The organism is Bradyrhizobium sp. JR3.5 (assembly GCF_054057015.1).
The window spans coordinates 4485241-4505927 of the sequence record NZ_JBSRYV010000002.1 but is presented as its reverse complement, the minus strand read 5'-3'; the positions used below and the strand labels follow the sequence as shown (position 1 = coordinate 4505927).

At 64.9% G+C, this 20687-nt stretch carries 23 protein-coding genes and 2 pseudogenes; 10 read left to right on the top strand and 15 right to left on the bottom strand.

Features of this window, described 5'->3' with window-relative positions; genetic code table 11:
* The 3 genes from ACVWW1_RS38540 to ggt form a co-directional block, all read right to left on the bottom strand.
* Positions 1-957, bottom strand: a complete 957-nt coding sequence (locus tag ACVWW1_RS38540; protein ID WP_456659489.1) for an NAD(P)/FAD-dependent oxidoreductase — start codon at positions 955-957, stop codon at positions 1-3.
* Positions 917-1210, bottom strand: coding sequence for an FAD-dependent oxidoreductase (locus tag ACVWW1_RS38535; protein WP_456659488.1), 294 nt, complete (start codon positions 1208-1210; stop codon positions 917-919). The genes ACVWW1_RS38540 and ACVWW1_RS38535 overlap by 41 nt, the downstream gene beginning before the upstream one ends.
* Before the next feature lie 129 nt (positions 1211-1339).
* On the bottom strand, positions 1340-2926 hold the full coding sequence (gene ggt / locus ACVWW1_RS38530) for a gamma-glutamyltransferase (RefSeq protein WP_456659487.1): 1587 nt from the start codon (positions 2924-2926) through the stop codon (positions 1340-1342).
* Positions 2927-3121: 195 nt separating this feature from the next.
* Here ggt and trhO point away from each other — a divergent pair.
* A pseudogene (gene trhO, locus ACVWW1_RS38525) lies at positions 3122-3875 on the top strand (oxygen-dependent tRNA uridine(34) hydroxylase TrhO).
* Entirely contained in the window at positions 3868-4083 is a 216-nt protein-coding gene (locus ACVWW1_RS38520; RefSeq protein WP_456659486.1) for a SlyX family protein, read from the top strand. Before trhO ends, ACVWW1_RS38520 begins: the two are co-directional and overlap by 8 nt.
* Positions 4084-4111: 28 nt before the next feature.
* On the opposite strand, the gene ACVWW1_RS38515 is transcribed toward ACVWW1_RS38520, so the two are convergent.
* A complete protein-coding gene (locus ACVWW1_RS38515) occupies positions 4112-4999 on the bottom strand; it encodes a LysR family transcriptional regulator (protein WP_456659485.1) in 888 nt (295 codons plus the stop codon).
* Positions 5000-5397: 398 nt separating this feature from the next.
* Between ACVWW1_RS38515 and ACVWW1_RS38510 the strand changes: the two genes are divergently transcribed.
* The 3 genes from ACVWW1_RS38510 to ACVWW1_RS38500 are packed head-to-tail and all read left to right on the top strand — an operon-like array spanning position 5398 to position 7797.
* Positions 5398-5811 carry a TadE/TadG family type IV pilus assembly protein gene (locus tag ACVWW1_RS38510; protein WP_456659484.1) on the top strand — a complete coding sequence of 138 codons (414 nt, stop codon included), beginning with the start codon at positions 5398-5400 and terminating at the stop codon, positions 5809-5811.
* A gap of 1 nt (position 5812) precedes the next feature.
* Positions 5813-7471 (top strand): pilus assembly protein TadG-related protein, encoded by a 1659-nt coding sequence (locus ACVWW1_RS38505; RefSeq protein ID WP_456659483.1) that lies wholly within the window; start codon positions 5813-5815, stop codon positions 7469-7471.
* A 35-nt stretch (positions 7472-7506) separates the two neighbouring features.
* A complete protein-coding gene (locus ACVWW1_RS38500) occupies positions 7507-7797 on the top strand; it encodes a PilZ domain-containing protein (protein ID WP_456659482.1) in 291 nt (96 codons plus the stop codon).
* 224 nt (positions 7798-8021) lie between these two features.
* Here ACVWW1_RS38500 and ACVWW1_RS38495 read toward each other — a convergent pair whose 3' ends face one another.
* Complete coding sequence (locus tag ACVWW1_RS38495; RefSeq protein WP_456659481.1) at positions 8022-8207, bottom strand: hypothetical protein; 186 nt, start codon at positions 8205-8207, stop codon at positions 8022-8024.
* A 121-nt stretch (positions 8208-8328) separates the two neighbouring features.
* Between ACVWW1_RS38495 and hemE the strand changes: the two genes are divergently transcribed.
* Positions 8329-9375 (top strand): uroporphyrinogen decarboxylase, encoded by a 1047-nt coding sequence (gene hemE / locus ACVWW1_RS38490; RefSeq protein WP_456659480.1) that lies wholly within the window; start codon positions 8329-8331, stop codon positions 9373-9375.
* 155 nt (positions 9376-9530) lie between these two features.
* Here the strand turns inward: hemE and ACVWW1_RS38485 are convergent, their stop codons facing one another.
* The 8 genes and pseudogenes from ACVWW1_RS38485 to ACVWW1_RS38450 form a co-directional block, all read right to left on the bottom strand.
* On the bottom strand, positions 9531-11162 hold the full coding sequence (locus ACVWW1_RS38485) for a GMC family oxidoreductase (protein WP_456659479.1): 1632 nt from the start codon (positions 11160-11162) through the stop codon (positions 9531-9533).
* Positions 11163-11340: 178 nt separating this feature from the next.
* Entirely contained in the window at positions 11341-11484 is a 144-nt protein-coding gene (locus ACVWW1_RS38480; RefSeq protein WP_456659478.1) for a hypothetical protein, read from the bottom strand.
* On the bottom strand, positions 11474-11965 hold the full coding sequence (locus ACVWW1_RS38475; protein WP_456659477.1) for a GntR family transcriptional regulator: 492 nt from the start codon (positions 11963-11965) through the stop codon (positions 11474-11476). The genes ACVWW1_RS38480 and ACVWW1_RS38475 overlap by 11 nt, the downstream gene beginning before the upstream one ends.
* 34 nt (positions 11966-11999) lie before the next feature.
* A pseudogene (locus ACVWW1_RS38470) lies at positions 12000-12152 on the bottom strand (GntR family transcriptional regulator); the annotation flags it as partial.
* Positions 12153-12279: 127 nt separating this feature from the next.
* The gene (locus ACVWW1_RS38465; RefSeq protein ID WP_456659476.1) at positions 12280-12609 is read right to left on the bottom strand and encodes a 2Fe-2S iron-sulfur cluster-binding protein; all 330 of its coding nucleotides are present in this window, start codon (positions 12607-12609) and stop codon (positions 12280-12282) included.
* A 12-nt stretch (positions 12610-12621) separates the two neighbouring features.
* Complete coding sequence (locus ACVWW1_RS38460) at positions 12622-12918, bottom strand: ferredoxin (RefSeq protein ID WP_092124473.1); 297 nt, start codon at positions 12916-12918, stop codon at positions 12622-12624.
* 3 nt (positions 12919-12921) lie between these two features.
* Positions 12922-13266 (bottom strand): 2Fe-2S iron-sulfur cluster-binding protein, encoded by a 345-nt coding sequence (locus tag ACVWW1_RS38455; protein WP_456659475.1) that lies wholly within the window; start codon positions 13264-13266, stop codon positions 12922-12924.
* 20 nt (positions 13267-13286) lie between these two features.
* Entirely contained in the window at positions 13287-14054 is a 768-nt protein-coding gene (locus tag ACVWW1_RS38450; protein WP_173641155.1) for a TenA family transcriptional regulator, read from the bottom strand.
* A 310-nt stretch (positions 14055-14364) separates the two neighbouring features.
* On the opposite strand from ACVWW1_RS38450, the gene ACVWW1_RS38445 reads away from it, so the two are divergent.
* The 4 genes from ACVWW1_RS38445 to ACVWW1_RS38430 are packed head-to-tail and all read left to right on the top strand — an operon-like array spanning position 14365 to position 17939.
* Positions 14365-15261, top strand: a complete 897-nt coding sequence (locus ACVWW1_RS38445; RefSeq protein ID WP_456659474.1) for a hypothetical protein — start codon at positions 14365-14367, stop codon at positions 15259-15261.
* Positions 15183-15908 (top strand): hypothetical protein, encoded by a 726-nt coding sequence (locus ACVWW1_RS38440; protein ID WP_456659473.1) that lies wholly within the window; start codon positions 15183-15185, stop codon positions 15906-15908. The genes ACVWW1_RS38445 and ACVWW1_RS38440 overlap by 79 nt, the downstream gene beginning before the upstream one ends.
* 20 nt (positions 15909-15928) lie before the next feature.
* Positions 15929-17425: an aldehyde dehydrogenase family protein gene (locus ACVWW1_RS38435; RefSeq protein ID WP_456660776.1), complete on the top strand. Its 1497-nt coding sequence runs from the start codon at positions 15929-15931 to the stop codon at positions 17423-17425.
* Positions 17426-17465: 40 nt separating this feature from the next.
* Entirely contained in the window at positions 17466-17939 is a 474-nt protein-coding gene (locus ACVWW1_RS38430) for a GlcG/HbpS family heme-binding protein (RefSeq protein ID WP_456659472.1), read from the top strand.
* On the opposite strand, the gene mhpA is transcribed toward ACVWW1_RS38430, so the two are convergent.
* A complete protein-coding gene (gene mhpA / locus ACVWW1_RS38425) occupies positions 17929-19524 on the bottom strand; it encodes a bifunctional 3-(3-hydroxy-phenyl)propionate/3-hydroxycinnamic acid hydroxylase MhpA (RefSeq protein ID WP_456659471.1) in 1596 nt (531 codons plus the stop codon). The two genes, ACVWW1_RS38430 and mhpA, sit on opposite strands and share 11 nt — an antisense overlap.
* A 37-nt stretch (positions 19525-19561) precedes the next feature.
* Entirely contained in the window at positions 19562-20557 is a 996-nt protein-coding gene (locus ACVWW1_RS38420) for a VOC family protein (protein ID WP_456659470.1), read from the bottom strand.
* Between the last annotated feature and the right edge of the window lie 130 nt (positions 20558-20687).

The following is a 20687-nucleotide window of genomic DNA, read 5'->3' as shown; positions in this document are numbered from 1 at the left end:
TCAGTGACCGGCCATGCCGTCATCGCGGTCCAGCGCAAAATCGTCGAGCAACGGCGAGCTGCCGCCTGCGATGAGATCGCCGATCAGTTGCGCCGCCAGATAGGAAAAGGTGATGCCGTTGCCGCCATAGCCATACGCCGCATAGACGCGCTGCGCGCCGGGCACCGGACCGATCAGCGGCAGACCGTCGCTGGTGGTGTCGAACGTCCCGGCCCAGCGGTATTCGATCTCCGTTGCGGCGAACGGCCAGAGCGCGGCGAGACGTTGCACGAGCCGGCTCGCCTTCTCCGGGATCAGGCGGTCGCGGTCATCAGGCGCGATGATCTCATCACTATCCTCGCCACCGATGATGATGCAGCCCGCCGGCGTCGTCCGGGCGTAAAGATAATCCTTGGCGTTCTCCCAGATCAGCGCGCCATCCTTCCAGACGTTCTGCGGCTGCGGCGTGGTCGCAATCGCCCAGCTCGAGGACACGGCCTGGACCGTCGACCGAACGATATCCGGCATCACGTAACCGGTCGCCAGCACGACGGCCTTCGCGGCAATTTCACGACCATTATCGAATCCCACGGTCACCGCTTCGCCCGCCGGATCGAAGGCTATGGCCTCCGCATCGAACTGCCGCGCACCGCGCGCGAGTGCGAGGTGGAGCAGCCCGCGGGCAAGTTGGAGCGGATCCGCATCCGCCGCGCCGGGCGAGACGATCGCGCCTGCGCGCGCTATCCGGTAGCTCTCGAGCAATTGTCCATGATCGAGGAAGTCGCCGGGCAGGCCGGCGCGGCGGCGGAGCCGATGCTCATCGAGCAACCCGGTTACGGAGCTGCCGGCCGCCAGATAGAGCGAGCGCTTCTTTCTGATCTCTCCGGGCAGCTTGTGCTCACGAACCAGCGAGATCAGGCCGGTCACGGCATCGAGGCTAGCCTGATAGGCACGCGCAGCCCGATCGAAGCCATACATCGCGGTCAGTTCGACAAGCGGACGGTCGATCTCCCCACAACAACATCGCGGTGCTGGCTGCCGTGCTGCCCCGGCCGGGGCGCTCTCGATCAACAATGACGACGTCCAGCCCCTGACGGGTCAGGCGCTCGGCGAGCAGCGAGCCGGTGATGCCGGCGCCAACGATAAGCGCATCGCAGCCGAGATTTTCCGACAGTGTGGGATACGGTGGTGGCGTTGCGGCGGCAAACCAGGGCGAGACGCCGCCGCGCAAATCGGCCTGGTCAGTATCATCTGAATCGAGGGAGTTGATGGCGGGCCTCGCGGGAAAGGGCTTCCTGCACCAATCCCTGCGAGAACAGCTTGTTCCTCAACGCATATCCGGCCCTGCTGCCTGCGACATTCAGTAGCCGAGCGCGCAGCCGTCCTTGCGCGGATCGGAGCCGCCGGTCAGCGTGCCCTTGTCCCAATCGATCCAGATGCCCTGGCCGCCGCCGAGCGGCGCGACCACGCTGGTGGTCTTGTGGCCGATCTTCTTCAGGCCTTCGACGATCTCCGCCGGCACGCTGTCCTCGAGCTGGTAGACGCCCTCGTAATGCAGGCCGCGCGGCATGTCGATCGCCTCCTGAATGTCGCAGCCATAGTCGAGCATGTTGGTCAGCACGCGGGTCTGGCCGACCGGCTGATACTGCCCGCCCATCACGCCATACGGCATCACCGCGCGGCCGTTCCTGGTGGCCAGCGCCGGGATGATGGTGTGCAGCGGACGCTTGCCCGGCGCGATGCAGTTCGGATGGCCGGGCTGGATGCGGAAGCCGCCGGCGCGGTTCTGCAGCAGGACGCCGGTCTTGTTGGAGACGATCGCCGAGCCGAACGAATGCGCGATCGAGTTGATGAAGGAGCAGACGTTGCGGTCCTTGTCGACCACCGTGATGTAGACGGTCGAGGGATTCATCGGCGGCGCCACGTTCGGCAGTTCGAGCAGCCGGTCCATCCGGATGTTCCTGATGTGCTCGTCGGCGAACTCCCTCGAGAGAATGCCGGCGACATCGACATGGGCGTGCTGGGGATCGCCGATGTACTGCTCGCGCATCATGTAGGCGATGCGCGCCGCCTCGGCCTCGAGGTGGAAACGCTCGATGCTGACCGGCTTGAACTTGGTCAGGTCGAAGCGCGACAGGATGTTGAGCATCACCAGCATGGTGATGCCGGGGCCGTTCGGCGGGCACTGCCAGACGTCATGGCCCTTGTACACCGTGCCGATCGGCGAGGTCGTCTCGGTCGAATGCGCCGCAAAGTCCTCCAGCGTGTGCAGGCCGCCGATACCGCGCAGCGTGTCGACCATGTCAGCAGCGATCTCGCCGCCATAGAAGGCGTCGCGACCTTTTTGTGCGATCGCGCGCAACGTCTTGCCGAGCTCGGGCTGGCGGATCACGTCGCCGGCGACCGCGGGCTTGCCGTGCGGCAGCAGATAGCGCTCGGTGTTGGTGCCGTTCTTCAGCTTCTCGAAGCCGTTCTTCCAGTCGAAGGCGATGCGCGGAGCGACGACATAGCCCTCCTCGGCGGCCTTGATCGCTGGCTGCAGCAGCCGGTCGAAGCCGAACTTGCCGTGATCCCTGAGGATCACGTCCCAGGCGTCGATCGCACCGGGAATGCTGACGGCATGCGCCGAGGTCAGCGGCACCGAATGGATCTTGCGTTCGAGATACCACTCGGCGGTGGCCGCCATCGGCGCCCGGCCGCTGCCATTGTAGGCCGTGATCTTGCCCTCGCCCTTCGGCTGGATCAGCGCAAAGCAGTCGCCGCCGATGCCGGTCGATTGCGGCTCGATGACGCCGAGCAGCGCACAGGCCGCGACCGCAGCGTCAGCGGCCGTGCCGCCCGCGCGCATCACCTCGATGGCCACCAGCGCCGCTTCCGGATGCGACGTTGCAACCATCGCGTTCTGGGCGTGGACCGTGGAACGGCCGGCGAAGTGGAAATTCCTCATAACGGAGAGCTCGCTTGATCGTGATGGTCTGATGCTGCTGCGGCGGGTGGATGCCAAGGGGATGGCCAAGGGGATGGAAAGTACATGGCACATTCATCCCCGGCAGAGCAATGCCTGGCATGCCAGAGGGATTATCCCGGTAATGCATGGCTTTGCGGGGTTACGCCGACCCGGCCGGCCTGATAAACCCCGGCCATGCCCCTCAAGGTCGCCGCCTTCTACCAGTTCGCCGCGCTGCCCGACTTCCGCGCATTGCGCGAGCCGCTGCGCGCGCTCTGCACCGGGCTTGATCTCAAGGGCAGCGTACTGCTCGCACATGAGGGCATTAACGGCACCATCGCCGGCAGCGACGAAGCCATCGATGGTTTCGTCGCTGTGCTCAGGCACGGGCCGCTGTTCGGCGGCCGCCTCGACAATCTCGAGCTGAAATTCTCCGAAGCCGCGCAGATACCGTTCCAGCGACTCAAGGTGCGGCTGAAGAAGGAGATCGTGACGCTCGGCGACACCACGGTCGACCCGACGCGGCAGGTCGGCACCTATGTCGACGCCGGCGACTGGAACGAACTTCATCGCCTCGCCCGACATCATGGTGCTCGACACCCGCAACGCGTTCGAGGTCGCGATGGGTAGTTTCGAAGGCGCGGTCGATCCCAGGATCGCGAGCTTCGGACAATTCAAGGAATTTGCCGCGCGGCACCTCGATCCCGCGAAGCACCGCAGGATTGCAATGTTCTGCACCGGCGGCATCCGCTGCGAGAAGGCGAGCGCCTATCTGCTCGCGCAAGGCTTCAGCGAGGTCTATCACCTCAAGGGCGGCATCCTGAAATATCTCGAGGAAACGCCGCCGCAGGACAGCCGCTGGCGCGGCGACTGCTTTGTGTTCGACGAACGGGTCGCGCTCGGCCACGGCCTGCGTGAACGTGGGCACGAGGACGCCGTGCATGAATGACGCGGCAAAGCTGAGCGAACGGATCGATGCGCTGGAGGTCCGCCTGACCTACCAGGACGAAGCCATCGAGACGCTGAACCAGACCATCACGGCACAATGGAAGCAGATCGACGCGCTGACGCGCCAGCTCGCCCAGCTGCGCGACCGGCTTCAGGAGGCCGAACGCCAAGCGCCGAGCCCCGCCAACGAGCGCCCACCGCACTACTGATCGGCGCCGCCGGAGCCCGGCGATCGAATTACATGTTGCTTACCTGACGCATCGGCTTCGCGCCGCTGAAGAACAGGCTGGACAACCGCTGCACCATTGCCGTCGCGCGGCTCCCCTCGAGGCCCGGGCGAACACACAGCAGGCGCTTCTGCAACGGAAGCTCCGGCAGATAATAGTCCTTCGCCGAGATCAGCGAGGACGGCATCATCCGCTCGGGGCACGCCGTCAGGCCGTATCCGGCCCGCGCGGCTTCGAGTCGCAGCTGATGGTTCGGGCTCCTGAACACGATCTTGTACGAGATGTTGTGCTTGGTGAGCGTCCGGATCATCCAGTCGTCACCCGGCCACGCCAGGATCGGGATCGGGGCGCCCGGCCGCAGAACAAAATCGCGTGATCGTACCCAAACCGAGCGCTCTTCGGCCTCGGCGGCGATCGTCACCTCGTGTTCGTTCTCCAGCGAAGGGTTGCTGTAGACGAAGGCGATGTCGATGTAGCCGTCGATCAATCCTCTGATGACGATCGGCGACATGTCGGCGTGAACCAGCACGTCGGCGAGTGCGTCGGCCGGATGCAGCTTGAGGAATTCCTCGGCGAGCATCGTGCTCATTCCGAGCCGCAACGGCTGCGGTCCTTCGTGATTGCCGCCGAGCCGAAGCAGTTGGTCGTTCGCTTCGAGGATTCGCCTTGCCTGCTGCACGGCGACCTTGCCGAGCTCCGTCGTCGTGGTGCCGTTCGCCGTTCTGACGAAGAGCGCGCCGCCAACCAGGCTCTGCAGTCGCTTGACCTGCGAACTGATCGCCGGCTGACTGAGGCCGAGACGCTCCCCGGCCTTCGATAGACTTCCGGTCTCTGCAATCGCAACGACGGTGCGAACGATCTCTGTCGGAACATTCAAATGCTGACGTGGTCTGTGCATCGCGAGCCCTCCAATCTCAGCACGGGACGCAATTACGATCTCCATAGTATGTGATTCAGCTATACTAACATTTGGTTGCACTTTCGTTTAGCTTCAATTTGCTGCGATACTATTGTAATTGCAGGCCTTATGTATTGTTACGTGCATTGCCCCGTAGTGCTACGGTGTCGAACGACTGCATCTGCACGCGCACGCAGCACCTCGACACCATCGGACCTCGGATTTCTGCGGACACGGCATCAAAGATTCTGATCGCCCCATAACGCGTCGTCCACCCAATAAATTTGAACGCTGCCATTCATCTGAATTGACGTCACTGATCCGCGGAAGCGTTTTCATAGTTTTCCTTAATCAAAGCCTCGCAACGTGGCGCCCTGGATTGCGTTTCGAGGTGTGCCATGACCAGATTCTTTCGTTGTCGAAGCGGCGCTTCTGCTGTCGAATTTGCGCTGATGCTGCCGCTGTTTCTTGCCTTCATTTTCGGCGTCATTGTATTCGGTTCGTATCTCGCGATGGTGCATGGCGTCCAGCAACTCGCCGCCGAAGCGGCGCGCTCGTCAATCGCGGGCATGACCGACACCGAACGCAACAGCCTCGCGACGAGCTACGTCAATGCCAACGCATCGACCTATCCGCTGCTCGTAGCCAGCAATCTCACCGTCAATGCCGCACCGTCCCCATTGAACGCCAACGTCTACGTCGTGACGGTCAACTACAACGCGGCCGGCAACTTCATCTACAAGCTGCCTTTCGTTCCCGCTCCGGCGAGCACCATCGTCCGCTCCGCGGCGATCCAGTACGGAGGATTCTAGCATGAGCGGCATCCTCATGCTGATGCGGCGTTTCGGCGCCGACGAACGAGGAAACTTCGCGATGATCTCGGCCGGCCTGATGACGCTCCTGATCGGGTGCGCCGGGCTTGCCATCGATCTCGGCACGATCTTCGCCGACCGGCGCAAGACCCAGAGCACCGCCGACCTTGCCGCAATCGTCGCTGCCGCCAATCTGAGCAATCCGGTCAACGCCGCCTCCGCGACGGTGACGCAGAACAACTATCCGGCCAGCGCGCTGGTCAAGGTCGAGACGGGGACCTACACCGCAAACAGCGCCGTCGCGCCGCAGGCCCGTTTCGTGACCCCGGCGGTCGGCATTCCGAACGCTGCGCGCGTCACGTTGACGACCCAGACCCCGCTTTACTTCGCGCGCTATCTGACCGGCGCGAGCAGCTTCAACATCACGACGACCGCCACCGCGACATCGACCGAAATGGCCTCGTTCGAGATCGGCTCGCGGCTGCTTTCGGTCAATGGCGGCGTGCTCAACGCGCTGCTCGGCTCAATGCTCGGCACCACGCTGTCGCTCTCGGTGATGGACTACAATTCGCTGATCAGCGCCAAGATCGACGCCCTGGACTTCCTGTCGGCGCTGGCAACCCGGGTCAACCTGACCGGCGTCACCTATAGCGACCTCCTGAGCAGTAATTTCAAGGTCGGCGATATCATGGCGGCCGCGCTGACCACACAGCAGATCACCAACGGCGCGGGCGCGGCGACGACCGCACTGTCGACGATCTCCCAGGCTGTCACCGGCTCCTCGACCAAGGTTTCGCCGGGCACGCTGATCGATCTCGGTCCCTTCGCCAACCTGACGGTGGGCCAGAAACCGAAGGTCGGCGCCAGCGTTTCGGTGTTCGACCTCATCAACACAGTGGCGCAGATCGCCAACGGCAGCAATCAGATCGCAACCTCGGTCAATCTCGGCCTGCCCGGCCTCGGCACCGTCACAGTGCTCGTGACCATCGGTGAACGGCCGGTCGGTTCGAGCTGGATCGCGATGGGCACCCAGGGCGTGAGCGTCCACACCGCTCAGACGAGACTGCTGGCAATCATCAACGTTCTCGGCTCCGGCAGCATCGCGTCGATCAATCTGCCGGTCTATGTCGAGGTCGCCTCGGGGACCGCGACGCTCAATGCGGTGTCGTGCGGCCATCCGAACATCAACACCTCACAGGTGACGATCGGCGTGACGCCGGGAATCGTGGACGCCTGGATCGGCAACGTCACGGTGGCCGACATGACCAACTTCACGACCAAGCCCAATCCGCCGCCGGCGACACTGGTCAGTCTGCTGGGGATCACGATCACCGGCCTGGCCCATGCCGGCATGGGCAACACCACGCCGACCAACGTCAATTTCAGCTACAGCGACATCCAGGCAGGGACCAAGAAGACGGTGACGACGACCAATTTCCTGTCATCGCTGACGGCAAGTCTGCTCGGTAACCTCACGCTCAACATCGCTGGCATTCCGATCCCGGGCTTGGGCGCGCTGGTCATGAGCATCCTCAACGCCGTGACGAGTCCGATCGATCAGGTGCTGGCGACGCTGCTCTCGACGCTTGGAATCGGGCTCGGCCAGGTCGACGTCTGGGTGCTGGGCATCCGCTGCGACGGCGCGGTGCTGGTGAACTAGGGCGTTCGGGCATCACATCGGGGTAGGAGACTGGCGTGAGTACAACAATAAAAAGATACAAGATCGACAGCCAGCGAACCGTCCTGATGAAGCGCGGAACGATCTTCTACCGCAACACCAGCATCGGATGTCTTGTGCTCAACATCTCGACCGGCGGTGCGGGGCTGGCCGTGGAAAGCGATGTCGCAATTCCGTTCGCGTTCGATCTCGAGATCGAGAGCGAACCGATCCGGCGGCACTGCATTCTGGCCTGGCGCCTGGAGCGCCGGCTCGGCGTGACCTTCGAATTTGACCGGGTGCAGCGCCCCGAAGGCGGTCCGGTCTAGCCGGTCCAGAGCATCACGATAGGCGGGCGGCTTCGCGCATCGAGGCCGCCCGCGAACATGTCACGCATGCAGCGTCAGCCACGGTATCGCGGCGATTCCCGCCGCGACGATTGCGCTCCACGCCAAGCGCGCGGTGCCCTTCGAACCACCGCTGCGCGGTGAGCCGTTCCTCACACGGCTGAACTCACTTCGCATCGTGGTTAGCGATCGCCGGGATAGTCCAGCTAATTGTCCCGATTGCCGTCGTGCTTCGACGGCGCCGGCTGCGTGGCACTGACCGGATCGGAAGCCGGGAAGGTATCCTCCAGCCCCTCCTTCAACCGGGAGCGCGCCTTGCGGTCGCCAGCCCGTGCCTCGTGCGGCTTCTCGGCGTGCTTGTCATGCGCGGCAGGATCGAATTTCTCGGCCATGTCGTCCCTCCATTCCGGGGGACAACGCCCCTGCACAAACCAGGGTTCCAGAACCACCTTGGCCCATTGCGCCGCAGCGTGTATCAGGGGCCAAATTTGGACCTTGATCAGGAACTTCCGCGTGCCCCAGGATCCCACCAAGAAGCCGCTCATCGACCTCCTGTCGGGCGACCGGCAAGCCGTGCCGCCGCTCTGGATGATGCGGCAGGCCGGCCGCTATCTGCCGGAATATCGCGAGCTGCGCGCCAAGGCCGGTGGCTTCCTCGATCTCTGCTTCACGCCCGAATTCGCCACCGAGATCACGCTACAGCCGATCCGCAGGTTCAACTTCGACGCCGCCATCATCTTCTCCGACATCCTGGTGATCCCCTACGCGCTCGGCCGTTCGGTGCGTTTCGAGGCCGGCGAAGGGCCGCGGCTCGATCCGCTGGCAACGCCCGGCGAGATCGCGACGCTGGCCACCGAGGCCAATTTCGACAAGCTCGAACCGGTGTTTGAGGCGCTGCGCCGCGTCCGGCGCGAGCTTGCGCCAAACATTACGCTGATCGGCTTCTGCGGCGCGCCATGGACGGTTGCGACCTACATGGTGGCCGGACAGGGCACGCCGGACCAGGCGCCCGCACGGATGCTCGCCTACCGCCATCCGGACGCCTTCGCCAAGATCATCGACGTCCTGGTCGAGAACTCGATCCACTACCTCGTCGGCCAGCTCAAGGCCGGCGCCGACTGCCTGCAGATCTTCGACACCTGGGCCGGCGTGCTGCCGCCACGCGAGTTCGCCCGCTGGTCGATCGAGCCGACCCGGCGCATCGTTGCCGGGGTGCGCCAGCAGGTCCCCGGTGCCCGGATCATCGGCTTTCCGCGCGGCGCGGCGGGCATGCTGCCGGCCTATGTCGAGCAAACCGGCGTCGATGCCGTCTCGATCGATTGGGCGGCCGAGCCGTCGATGATCCGCGAGCGCGTGCAGAGCCGCGTCGCCGTGCAAGGCAATCTCGATCCGCTGGCCCTGATTGCCGGCGGCGCCGCGCTCGACCGCGCGGTGGACGATGTGCTGGAGAATTTCGGCAGCGGCCGGCTGATCTTCAATCTCGGCCACGGCATCCTGCAGGAGACACCGATCGCCCATGTCGAGCAGATGGTCGCACGGGTCCGCGCGTACAACGGCTAACGCCCTGTAGCCCACTCCATCACCGTCACCCTGAGGAGCGCGCCTTGCGCGCGTCTCGAAGGGTCGACGGCCCCGCTTTCTCCGCACGAATAAAGCGGGGCCGTGCATCCTTCGAGACGCCGCTTCGCGGCTCCTCAGGATGACGGGTCGAGATGTTACCTTGCATCCTCCAAAATCATGTCTGACGCCTTCTCCGCGATCATGATCGTCGGCGCGTTGGTATTGCCCGACATCAGATCCGGCATCACGGACGCATCGACCACGCGCAGACCCTCGACACCGCGCACCTTGAGCCGCTGGTCGACGACCGCGAGCGCATCGTTGCCCATCCGGCAGGTCGAGGTTGGATGATAGACGGTGCTGCCGGTGCGGCGGCAGAAATCGAGCAAATCGTCGTCGCTGACCACCTTGGCGCCGGGATCGACCTCCCCGACCGAGTATGATTTCAGCGCCGGCGCGGCCAGGATCTTGCGCAGGATGCGGATGCCGTCGATGAAGGCGCGGCGATCGGTCTCGGTCGCCAGATAGTTGATGCGGATTTCCGGCGGCACGCTCGGGTCCGCGCTTCGGATCTTCAGCGAGCCGCGGCTCTCCGGGCGCAGCTGGCAGACCGAAGCCGTGAAGCCCGAGAACGGATGCAGCTTCTCGCCCATCTTGTCGGTCGAGAACGGCAGGAAGTGGATCTGGATGTCGGGCGACGCCAGCCGCGGACTGGTCTTGAAGAACGCCCCCGACGTGCCGGCGGCAATCGTCAGTGGCCCCTTGCGCAACGCCGCATAGCGCAGGCCGGCCATGACGCGGCGCACCGGATTGTTGATGACGTCGTTGAGCGTGACAGTCTGGGCGCAGCGCGTGACGATGCGCACCTGCATGTGATCCTGCAGGTCGTTCCCCACGCCGGGCGCATCGAGCAGAACCTCGATGCCATGCTGCTTCAACAGATCGGCGGGGCCGACGCCGGAGAGCTGCAGCAATTGCGGCGAATTGTACGCGCCGCTCGACACCAGAACTTCCTTGCGCGCCTTGGCCGTGCGCAACTGTCCATTCTGCCTGTACGCGACGCCGCTCGCGCGCTTGCCGTCGAACAGGACGCGCTGCGCCAGCGCCGACGTCTCGACATGCAGATTGCCACGCGTCAGCGCCGGCCGCAGATAGGACCGCGCCGTGCTGGCGCGCCGGCCGCGCCGCGTCGTGGTCTGGAAGAAGCCCGCGCCCTCCTGGGTCGCGCCGTTGAAATCCGGATTGGTCGGGATGCCGACCTCGGCCGCGGCATGCACGAAAGCTTCCGACAGCGGATCGTGGTGCCGCCAGTCCGACACCGGCAGCGGACCGCCCGCGCCGTGATATTTGTCGCCGCCGCGCTGCTGATCCTCCGCCTTCCTGAAATAGGGCAAGACGTCGTCATAGCCCCAGCCGGCATTGCCGCGCTGCCGCCAGCGGTCATAGTCCTCGTGCTGGCCGCGCACATAGAGCAGCCCGTTGATCGAGCTGGAGCCGCCGAGTACCTTGCCGCGCGGCTGGAACACCTGCCGCCCGTTCAGGCCGGGCTCAGGCTCGGTCTGGTACATCCAGTTGACGGATTTTTCCTTGAACAGCTTGCCGTAGCCGAGCGGGACATGGATCCAGATGTTGGTGTCCTTCGGCCCGGCCTCGAGCAGCAGCACCGAATGCTTGCCGTCGGCGCTCAGGCGGTTGGCGAGCACGCAGCCGGCCGAGCCGGCGCCGACGATGACGTAATCAAATTCGGTGACGTCGTTCGGCGACGCGCCATCCTTGTTGTTGTTCATTGGTTTCCCCCGGCCATGCGGCGCGGCCGGCAGGGTTGCGCCCCTGCCCAGCATTGGGAAGAGACGTAGCGAGCGTGGCAGATACGGTCAAGAAAGTTAGCTGGCGATCCGGAGCGGTACCACCGGACCTTTCACCGCGGGATCGGCGGGCCACAAGCCATCAACGCGACGGGCGCGTTCAGCTCTCCGCTTTGCGCCGCCGCGTGCCGGCGTGCTGCTGGTTCCGGCGCGGCGGCTTGGCCGTCGTTTGATCGGTGCGGGAGCCGGACGGCAGGCCGTATTTCGCCGACGCCGCCTCCAGCGAGGTCTCCTCATCGGGCACATGGGAGGCTCGAGAGAAAATCCGCACCGGCGCGCATCACGTGCTCGGCGGCAAGCGTCGCGGCAGCGCGTTCGTCGCCGGCGATGATGGCGCGCAGGATCGCGGCGTGCTCATCCCAGGTCCGTGCCTGGCGCACCGGATCGGTAGGCGAGAACAGCATCGCCGTGCGCTCGCGCAGCCGCTTCAGCAGATCGGCGAGCACGCGGTTGCGGCCGGCCTCCGCCAGTTCATGATGGAATTGCTGGTTGAGATCCGACAACAGGTCGTAGCGCCGTCCCGCGACCGCCTCGTTGCCCTGCTTCAACACCGCCGCGATCCGCTTGATGATGCTCTCCTCGCGGCGACGCGCAGCCAGGCGCGCGTTTTGTCCCTCGAGCAGCGCGCGGACTTCGACCGTCTCGCGCGCTTCCTCGTCGCTCATCGTGATGACGGAGGCACCGCGCCGCGCGGTCACCTCGACGAGCCCCTCCGACTCGAGCACGCGGATCGCCTCGCGCACGGGATTTGCGGGAAACACCGAGCTCGTCGGCGAGGCGGCCCTCGACCAGCCGCTCGCCGGGCTTCAGCCGCCGGCTCAGGATTGCCTGCCGCAGCTCCTCGATCACCCTGCCATGGAGGGAGAGGTAGTCGTCGCCGAGACGTTTGGAGCTTCCGAGCTTGCCTGCCATGAACCGACCTGTCCGGCCGCGCTTCGCTCAATGCATGGACACCGGAGGTCCAACGAGCTGCCAGACTCCTGGCCGAATGACCGCTGCTGCGTATTTAGACCGCCGGCTGCATGCCATCAAGCCGCGCTCATTCGCCGTCAACAGCTACAGGTCGAGCCGGCGGCACTGCGGCCTTCGGCACCCACGACACGCTCACGCTGCCGGTGAGAAAGGTCTGGCACGCCATCCGATAGCCGGCGGCGAACTGCGCGTCGCTGAGGTGCTTTCGTTCCTTCGGCTTGATCGCATCGGTGTTCTCGATGCCTTTCTCGATCAGGCATTTGCAGGTTCCACACAGGCCGCCACCGCACTTGAACGGAATGCCGCCCTGCTCGCGCAGCGAGACGCGCAGCAGATTGCTGTTCTCCGCCGCGGTGACGGTTTTCCCACCATTGGTCAGAAACGTGACTTCGATCATCCCGCCATCCGCTCAGCGCTTGCGCAGCTTGGTGTCCATGTGACCGAATGTGATGAGGTGCTCGAGTTCGTGCAGCGCACGCTCGGGCGTCTCGAACTTTTCGAGGAATTTCGAGGGCACCTCGTTCACGATCGGCGGCGACCAGGCCTCGTCGATCACCCGGACCTTGGTCTCCTCGACCAGCTCGGCAATCACGAACGTCGCCTTCCTGATCCCGTAGAACAGGTAGTCATAAGCCGCGAGCGGCCGCAGGCCGTCAGCGATCTCGGTGCGAAACTGCCCCGGCTTGCTCGTCAGTATCACATACATCGGTCACGTCCTCCCAACCGCGGCGCCGGCCGGCGCGACGACGTCGACCAGCGGGGCTGCCTCCTGCGACAGTTCAACGTCATGCGTGAGCCAGAGCTGGCAAGCGAGGCGATAGCCCTGCTCGATCCTGGCACCGAGGCGCTTCGTTTCCTTCCAGTTTGGCTCCGGCAAGTGCTCGCCGCCCCTGATGATCAGCGACGCGCACTTCCCGCACTTCCCCATCCCGCAGCCGTAAAGGAAGTTGGGGTAGGGAAACTGGCGGATGCCGGCGCGGACCACGAGATTGGTGTTCTCCTTGACCTCGCCGACAAAGGTCTCGCCATTGCGGTGAAAGATGACGTTGGGCATTGCGCCGCTGCTCCCTGCGCTCAGGCCTGCAACAGCACGCGTTCCTCAGCGGAGACGCCGCTGGCAAGATCGAGCTCCGCCAGCGGAATGTCGCTTGCGACATAGTCATGGTACAGCGCGGTCGTGTAGAGCAGCCGCATCTGTGCGCCGATCTCGCAGATCTTGAGACAGCGCTGCTGCAGCTCGACCGTATTGGCGTGCTCGAGCACGATCTGGTAGCCGCGCTCGCCGTGAATCTCGTCCGAGACGATGTGAAGGTCGAAGAACTCGACTTCCTCGTCGGTGAACTTGTACTTCTCGCGCAGGGTCGGCGTCTGCTTGCGATAGATCGAGGGCACCTGCGACTCCAGACCGACCACGAGGCCGGCCACAGCGACGATCGGATCCTCGCGCATCGCGACCGCATAACACCAGCTCTGCAGCCCGCGCGTTGTCGGCGTCATGTTGTCGGGGTTCTTGATGCGCGCCGCGGTCGTGCCGCAGGCCTCCGCGAAGCGGATCAGCAGATCGGTGTGACGATCGCCCCCGATCTCCTCCTCATACATATTGGCGAGCAGGAAGTCCTTTGCTTCCTGATACTGCTCCGGCATCCGCGCATAGATGTAGCCGAGGTAGTCGGCGAACGGACCGACATAGTGGTAGTGGTTCTCGGCCCAGCGCGCGAGATGCGCGCGGCTGAGCTTGCCGCTCGCCCAGGCGACGCTGAACGGCGCCTTGTTGGCGCTCTTTCCCTTGATGGCATTTTCGAGGGCCGCTCGAAATTCCACGTGATCCATCAGCTTTTGCATCGTGGCGCTCCTGTGCCGTGAAGAAATGGCCGTCCGGCCACGGACCATCGGTCCGATTTTGGTTGGCTATTTCGGTATACTGTATACTATATCTGGGCCTGTCAACAGCGAAGGCCGGGTTCCCTGCCGTCCCTCCACCCGACACCAACCGCATTGATTCGCCGCTATTTTAGGCTTCTGATGCACAAGAATGCGGTCGGAGATGCTCCCATCCTTCTGCGACGCACGGATCGTCAGCTTGCAATTTGCGCTTGCCATTGCGGAATACAGTATACATTATTTGCGGCATTAGAGGGGGGAAGCAACAGCCATGCAGCACGCTCCGATCGTTGCCGCGCACTGGGTCTATTTGCTCGGCGTCGCCGTCATCGTTCTCACCATGATCTGGCGCGCCAACGTCGTGGTGCCGTCGGTGATCGCGACACTCCTGGTCGCGTTTGCCTGGACGCACAGCCCGGTCGCGGCGCTTGCCAGCGTCTTCAACGCGAGCTTCACCGCCGCCAAGGAGCTGTTCAACATCTTCCTGGTGATCGCGCTGATGACCGCACTGCTGAACGCGCTCAAGGTGCTGCGCTCGGACATTCGCATGGTCGAACCGTTCCGCGCCATTATGAAGAGCGGACACACCGCCTACTTCGTGCTTGCCGCCATCACCTATGTGATCTCGCTGTTCTTCTGGCCGACGCCGGCAGTGCCGCTGGTCTCCGCGGTGCTGCTGCCCGCGGCGATTGCGGCCGGCCTGTCGCCGCTCGGCGGTGCCATTGCAATCGCAATCGCCGGACAAGGCATGGCGCTGTCGTCGGACTACGTGATCGGCGTCGCGCCGGGGATCAGTGCCAAGGCGGCCGGCGCCGCGGTCAGCGCCGCCACCGTCGCGGACCGCGCGCTGGTGCTGTCCCTCATCACGGGCGGCATCGCGTTGACGCTCGCCTATCTATTTCGATCCGCAAGTCGATCACCAAGGCCGACGAGCGGCTGCTGGAGCGCTGGCAGGCGCAGTCCAGCAACGGCGAATTGGCCCGGCTGGAGCAGGAAGGCAGCTTCGACAAGGCGGAGATCGCACGCGGCACCGCCGACGGCCAGCGGCCGCTCGCGACCCAGGCGCAGATCGACAAGGAACTCGCCGGGGTGCCGACGCGCCGCGAAGGCTGGTCGAAATTCTTTGCGATTGCGACCCCGCTCGCCTTTCTCTGCGTCATCGCGGTGATGGTGCTGGCCAAGCTTGGCGTCGGCCACGACCTCAAGGGCGGCGACGCTGCCGCACTGGTCGGCGGCGTCGCTGCGATCCTGATGATCTGCGCATCCTTCATCACCGATGATCTGCGCAAATTCCTCGACACCAGCGCCGACCACGTCACCGAAGGCTTCGTCTTCGCATTCAAGGCGATGGGCTCCGTGCTGCCGATCGCGGGGTTCTTCTTTCTCGGCGCCGAGCCGAGCCTGTCTGCGCCGATCCTCGGGGTGCCCGCGGCCCAGGCGCCGAGCCTCCTGTTCGAGTTGATCCAGACCGCGCAAGCCTGGATCCCCGGCAACGAGATTTTCGTCGCCTTCGGCATCCTGATCGCCGGCATGATCACCGGCATCGACGGCTCGGGCTTTGCCGGCTTGCCGCTGACCGGCTCACTGTCGGGTGCGCTGGCACCGTCGGTCGGAATGGAGCCCGCGACGCTCGCCGCGATCGGCCAGATGGGCGCGGTGTGGACCGGCGGCGGCACCCTGGTGGCCTGGTCGTCGCTGATCGCAGTGGCCGGCTTCGCGCGCGTCCCCGTGTTCCAGATCGTGCGGACGGCGATGGTCCCCGTATTGACCGGGCTCGCGGTGTCGACCGTCTGCGCGGTGCTGATCTGGCATTGAGGAGAATCCTGTGACGATAGCTGAAACGACGATACGCAACGCGCCCCCTTCCGCGGAGGGCAGCGCAGGGATCGAGCAATTTCCCGAATCTGATCGCCGGCGAGCGGATCGCAAGCGCGTCCGGCCGACTGTTCGTGAACATCAATCCCGCCGACAACGGCGACCTGGTCGGACGCTTCCAGGAATCGACCGCCGCCGATGCGCAAGCGGCCGTCAATGCCGCGGCCGCCGCGTTCGAAGGCTGGAGGCGGACGCCGATCTCCAAACGCGCCGCCATCCTGCACCGGGCCGCCGATCATCTCGAGGCGCGCGCAGATCACATCGCGCGGGAGATGACGCGGGAAATGGGCAAGTCGCTCGGCCTCGCCCGCGACGAGGTGCTGCGCTCGGCGCAGACCCTGCGGTTCTATGCCGTGGAGGGACAGTCGCTCACCGGCGAGGTGTTTCCGAACGACGATGCAGAGATGACGGTCTATACGTTGCGCGAGCCGCTCGGCGTCGTGTCGGTGATCACGCCCTGGAATTTTCCGATTTCCATCCCGGCGCGCAAGATCGCGCCGGCCCTCATCACCGGCAACACGGTGGTGTTCAAACCATCGTCCGATGCGCCGCTCAGCGGCTATCGCCTCGCGGAGGCGCTGGTTGCGGCGGGCCTGCCGAACGGTGCGCTCAACTTCATCACCGGCAAGGCCGGCGAGATCGGGCCTGCGATCACCGAGCCGCCGGTCATTCGCGCGATTTCCTTCACCGGGTCGACGTCCGCCGGTGAACAGATTTGCCGCGCGGTCAGCTTCACGACCCGCACGCAGATGGAGCTCGGCGGCAAGAATCCGCTGATCGTCATGGACGACGCCGACCTCGATCTGGCGGTCGATTTGACCGTCAAAGGCGGCCTGTCGCTGGCCGGCCAGGCCTGTACCGGCACCAGCCGCGTCCTGGTCATGAAGCCGGTGCGAGCCGAGTTCACCGCACGGCTCCTCGCCAAGGTGAAGGCGATCAAGATCGGCAGCGGCCTCGCCGGCGGGATGGAGATGGGGCCGCTCGCCACAGCCAGGCAGCTCGAAACGGTGCTGCGCTATGTCTCGATCGGGAAAGAAGAAGCGACGCACCTCCATGGCGGCGACCGGCTCACCGGTGCCGCCTATGACGGCGGCTACTTCGTCTCGCCCGCGATTTTCACCGATGTGACCCAGGACATGACGATCGCACGCGAGGAAATCTTCGGCCCGGTCATCGCGATCATCGAGGTCGACAGCTATACTGACGCGATCGCCAAGGCCAATGCCAGCGAGTACGGCCTGTCGGCCGCGATCGTGACGCGCGACCCGCGCGCGATGCATGATTTCGCCAATGACATCCAGTCCGGAACGGTCAAGATCAACCGCACCACCACCGGCAATTTGATCAACGCGCCGTTCGGCGGATTGAAGCGGTCGAGCACCTCGACCTTCCGCGAGTCCGGCCGCACCGGCCTCGAATTCTACACCCAGATCAAGACGGTCTACCGCGGCACCTGAGCCGCGGTCGACGACTTCACTCCAATCCTGGACCAAAGCGATGAGACAGTCTTTCAAACTCGAACTTGCCGAAGCCCGCCACATGATCGCGGCCGCGATCCGCAAATCCGCCGAGATCGGCGTTGCGGAGACGGTCTGCGTGACCGACGACGGCGGTTATCCGCTGGCGTTGGAGCGGATGGATGGCGCGCGGGTCACCGGCCCGCAGATCGCCTGGAACAAGGCGTTCACGGCGGCCGGACACAAGCGCTCCACCCATCTGTTCAACCAGCCACCGAACGGACCTGCCCTGCCCGGCAACGAGGCCTTCGGCATCCAGTGGAGTTTTGACGGAAAATTTGCCGTGTTCGTCGGCGGCTTTCCGATCGTCGTCGACGACGAGGTTGTCGGCGGCATCGGGTTGAGCGGCGGCAACGGCGAGCAGGACACCCAATGCGGCGTCGCTGCCCTGCAGGCGTTGCAAGAGCTGCTGCACGGCCATCGCGTGCTAGTCGCAGCCGACATCAAGAAGTGACTGATGTCGCCGGGAACGACCGATGTCTCGCACCGAGACTGTCGAGCAGTTGCCCGACGAGCATATTGAGCTCGTCGGCGCTGCCGGCGGCACCGAAGACGTAGCGGTCGGGCCGCACGATGACCGCGGCGGCGCCATGTTGCCGCATCCAGTCGGCGAACAGCCCGTCGCGCTCGACCACGCTCAGAATACCATTGGCATCGGCGCTTTCACCTGATGTCGTGATGACGAGACGTTCGCCGGCGAGATGCTGCCAGGCGGCACGGGACGCGTCCGACAGCCACGCCATCGGCTCTGCCGCCGACGTCACGATCGCAAATTCCGGCCTCAGCAGATCGTCGAGCCGGCACGTCCACCCATCCGGCGCACGCACATGCGGCTGCACGAACAGCCGCCCGGCCAGAACAGTATCGCGCGCGATCAGACCGGAGACGAGATCGGGGATGAATTTCTGCCTGATGGTTTCGGCCTTGCCGGCCTTCAGGTCGGCGCGCAGCCGGACGTCGCGTTCGGCGGCAGCCTCCGGATCGAGTTCGCCGATGATCTTGCCGAACTCCTTGGCGCTGGCGACGACGGCACGGACATGCGGCTTGCGCTCGATCTCGTAAGCGTCGAGCAGCGCCTCGCCGGCGTCACCGCGCAGCACCAGCCTCAGCTTCCAGGCCAGGTTCACGGCATCGCGGATGCCGGCGCACAGCCCCTGGCCGAGGAACGGCGGCGTCTGGTGCACGGCATCGCCCATCAGGAGCACACGGTGGTCGCGCCAGCGCTGGCCGAGCAAGGCGTGGAAGCGATAGACCGCCGAGCGCCAGATCGTGAGGTCGGAAATGTCGGTGAAGCCCTTCAGCAGCTTCACAACGTTGTCGGGTGCGCCGGCCACCTCGGGATCCTCACCGGGCAACAGCTTGATCTCCCAGCGCCGCAGATTGCGCGGCCCCGGCACGAAGGTGCCGGGACGCGACGGCCAGCAATATTGAAAACTCCTGGCCGGCCGCTTGGCGGGGTCGCTGGTCAGCGTGTCCACCACCATCCACCATTCATCGAAGGCAAGGTCGTCCAGGCCAATGCCGAGCTGCTTGCGCACGAAGCTGTTGGCGCCGTCGCAGCCGACCAGATAGCGCGCGCGGATCAGGAACTCGTCGCCTTGCTCGCGCCGCGCCGTCAACGTCACCGCGCGCTCGTCCTGTTCGAGCGCCACGCCGGCGACCGCAAGGAAAACGTCGACCTGCGGATAGCCGGCAAGCTTGTCGCGCAGCGCCTGCTCGACGTCAGGCTGCACGAACGTCACGTTCGGAATCCAGCCGAGCGGATACGGCGGCGGCATCGGGTCGAAGATCTTGATGATCTCGCCGTCGACGCCGAGATAATGCGAGCCGTTATGCGGGGCGATCGCCTGCTCCATGAAATCGGCGAGCCCTATCGCCTGCAGCACGCGCAGCGCCTCGTGATCGAGCGTGATCGCGCGCGGCTTGTCGTAGATGGCGGCAGTGCGCTCGACGACCGCGACGCTCAGGCCGGCTTTCGCGAGCAGATTGGCGAAGATGGCACCGACCGGCCCGAGGCCGACGATTGCCACGTCATACATCGGACCATGCCCGGGGTTCGCGAGAGACATTGGCATACTACTTCGCGAGGTAGCTCTCGAGCGTCAACGGCTTCGGCTTCATTTGCGGCGCGCGGATCGCGACACCTTCGAACGGCGTCGCCTCCTCGAACCAGGCCCGCCGCGCCGGCAGTCCCCATGGAAACGAGATCTTGTGGTCGGACGGATCCCAGCCGATCGGCTCGTTCTCGATGTCCATGATCTGGTAGTGCGTGTTGAACAGCTCGACGCGGTGCCCGTCGGGATCGCGCATATAGACATACATCGCATGGCCTGGCCCGTGCCGCCCGGGTCCGCGTTCAACCGCCGCGCCATGGCCCAGCTCGCCGGCGAGATCGCATGCGTTCAGCAGATGATGGACCTCGGGCGCGAGGAACGCGAAATGATGCAGCCGCGGTCCCGCGCCGTTGAAGAACACGATGTCGTGCGGGTTGCCCTTGCGCTGCAGGAACACGCCGCGCAGATCGAACGTGCCCGCGGGCGCGATATACTCGCTCAGCCGGAAGCCGGCCGCGGTGTAGAACTCGCACGCCTTGCGCACGTCGGGCGTCAGCACCTGATAATGATCGAGCCGCAGCGCCGAGCCGCCGGCATGGCGGGTGAACCGGGTGATCATGCGCGGCTCGACCGGCATGGTCGCGCAGAACTCCAGCGGCGTGCCGGCCGGATCGGTCGCCTGCAGCGTGCGGCCCTGGTAGGGCACCTCGGCCCAGCCGGCCTCGCAGCCATGCGCTTCGAAGAAGGCCTTGAGCCGGTCGAGGTCAGCGTCCTGGAACACCCGCAAGCCGAGCCGCGCGCAGACGGCGCCTTCGCCCTTGCGCAACACAAGGCTGTGATGACAGGCCTCCTCGACGCCGCGGAAATAGAGCGCATCGCCCTCTTCCGCGGTCAGGATCAGCCCGATCACGTTTTCGTAGAACTGCCGGCTTGCCGCGAGGTCACGGACGGTCAGGACCACGTGGCTGGCCCGCGTGATCCGAAACCCGGGATCGTGGTTCGTGGTCGGCAAGCTCATGTGCACCTTCTGGTTTTGCCGTTCGCGGGAACCCAACTCATTGCGAAAAACTGGCGGGCGATCAAGCAGCGCGGCGCTGGGCCCTCTCTGCCGGTCCGTGACGTCACATCACGCATTTGTATCGATTTGT

What these genes read in the sequence shown, in the direction of transcription:
- ACVWW1_RS38455 (WP_456659475.1), bottom strand. Translation starts at nt 13,266, where the DNA reads ATGCCCAACGTCATCTTTCACCGCAATGGCGAGACCTTTGTCGGCGAG.
- ACVWW1_RS38510 (WP_456659484.1), top strand. Translation starts at nt 5,398, where the DNA reads ATGACCAGATTCTTTCGTTGTCGAAGCGGCGCTTCTGCTGTCGAATTT.
- ACVWW1_RS38450 (WP_173641155.1), bottom strand. Translation starts at nt 14,054, where the DNA reads ATGCAAAAGCTGATGGATCACGTGGAATTTCGAGCGGCCCTCGAAAAT.
- mhpA (WP_456659471.1), bottom strand. Translation starts at nt 19,524, where the DNA reads ATGTATGACGTGGCAATCGTCGGCCTCGGGCCGGTCGGTGCCATCTTC.
- ACVWW1_RS38505 (WP_456659483.1), top strand. Translation starts at nt 5,813, where the DNA reads ATGAGCGGCATCCTCATGCTGATGCGGCGTTTCGGCGCCGACGAACGA.
- ACVWW1_RS38485 (WP_456659479.1), bottom strand. Translation starts at nt 11,162, where the DNA reads ATGAACAACAACAAGGATGGCGCGTCGCCGAACGACGTCACCGAATTT.
- ACVWW1_RS38515 (WP_456659485.1), bottom strand. Translation starts at nt 4,999, where the DNA reads ATGCACAGACCACGTCAGCATTTGAATGTTCCGACAGAGATCGTTCGC.
- ACVWW1_RS38465 (WP_456659476.1), bottom strand. Translation starts at nt 12,609, where the DNA reads ATGATCGAAGTCACGTTTCTGACCAATGGTGGGAAAACCGTCACCGCG.
- ACVWW1_RS38445 (WP_456659474.1), top strand. Translation starts at nt 14,365, where the DNA reads ATGCAGCACGCTCCGATCGTTGCCGCGCACTGGGTCTATTTGCTCGGC.
- ggt (WP_456659487.1), bottom strand. Translation starts at nt 2,926, where the DNA reads ATGAGGAATTTCCACTTCGCCGGCCGTTCCACGGTCCACGCCCAGAAC.
- ACVWW1_RS38460 (WP_092124473.1), bottom strand. Translation starts at nt 12,918, where the DNA reads ATGTATGTGATACTGACGAGCAAGCCGGGGCAGTTTCGCACCGAGATC.
- ACVWW1_RS38540 (WP_456659489.1), bottom strand. Translation starts at nt 957, where the DNA reads ATGTATGGCTTCGATCGGGCTGCGCGTGCCTATCAGGCTAGCCTCGAT.
- ACVWW1_RS38430 (WP_456659472.1), top strand. Translation starts at nt 17,466, where the DNA reads ATGAGACAGTCTTTCAAACTCGAACTTGCCGAAGCCCGCCACATGATC.
- ACVWW1_RS38420 (WP_456659470.1), bottom strand. Translation starts at nt 20,557, where the DNA reads ATGAGCTTGCCGACCACGAACCACGATCCCGGGTTTCGGATCACGCGG.
- ACVWW1_RS38520 (WP_456659486.1), top strand. Translation starts at nt 3,868, where the DNA reads ATGAATGACGCGGCAAAGCTGAGCGAACGGATCGATGCGCTGGAGGTC.
- ACVWW1_RS38495 (WP_456659481.1), bottom strand. Translation starts at nt 8,207, where the DNA reads ATGGCCGAGAAATTCGATCCTGCCGCGCATGACAAGCACGCCGAGAAG.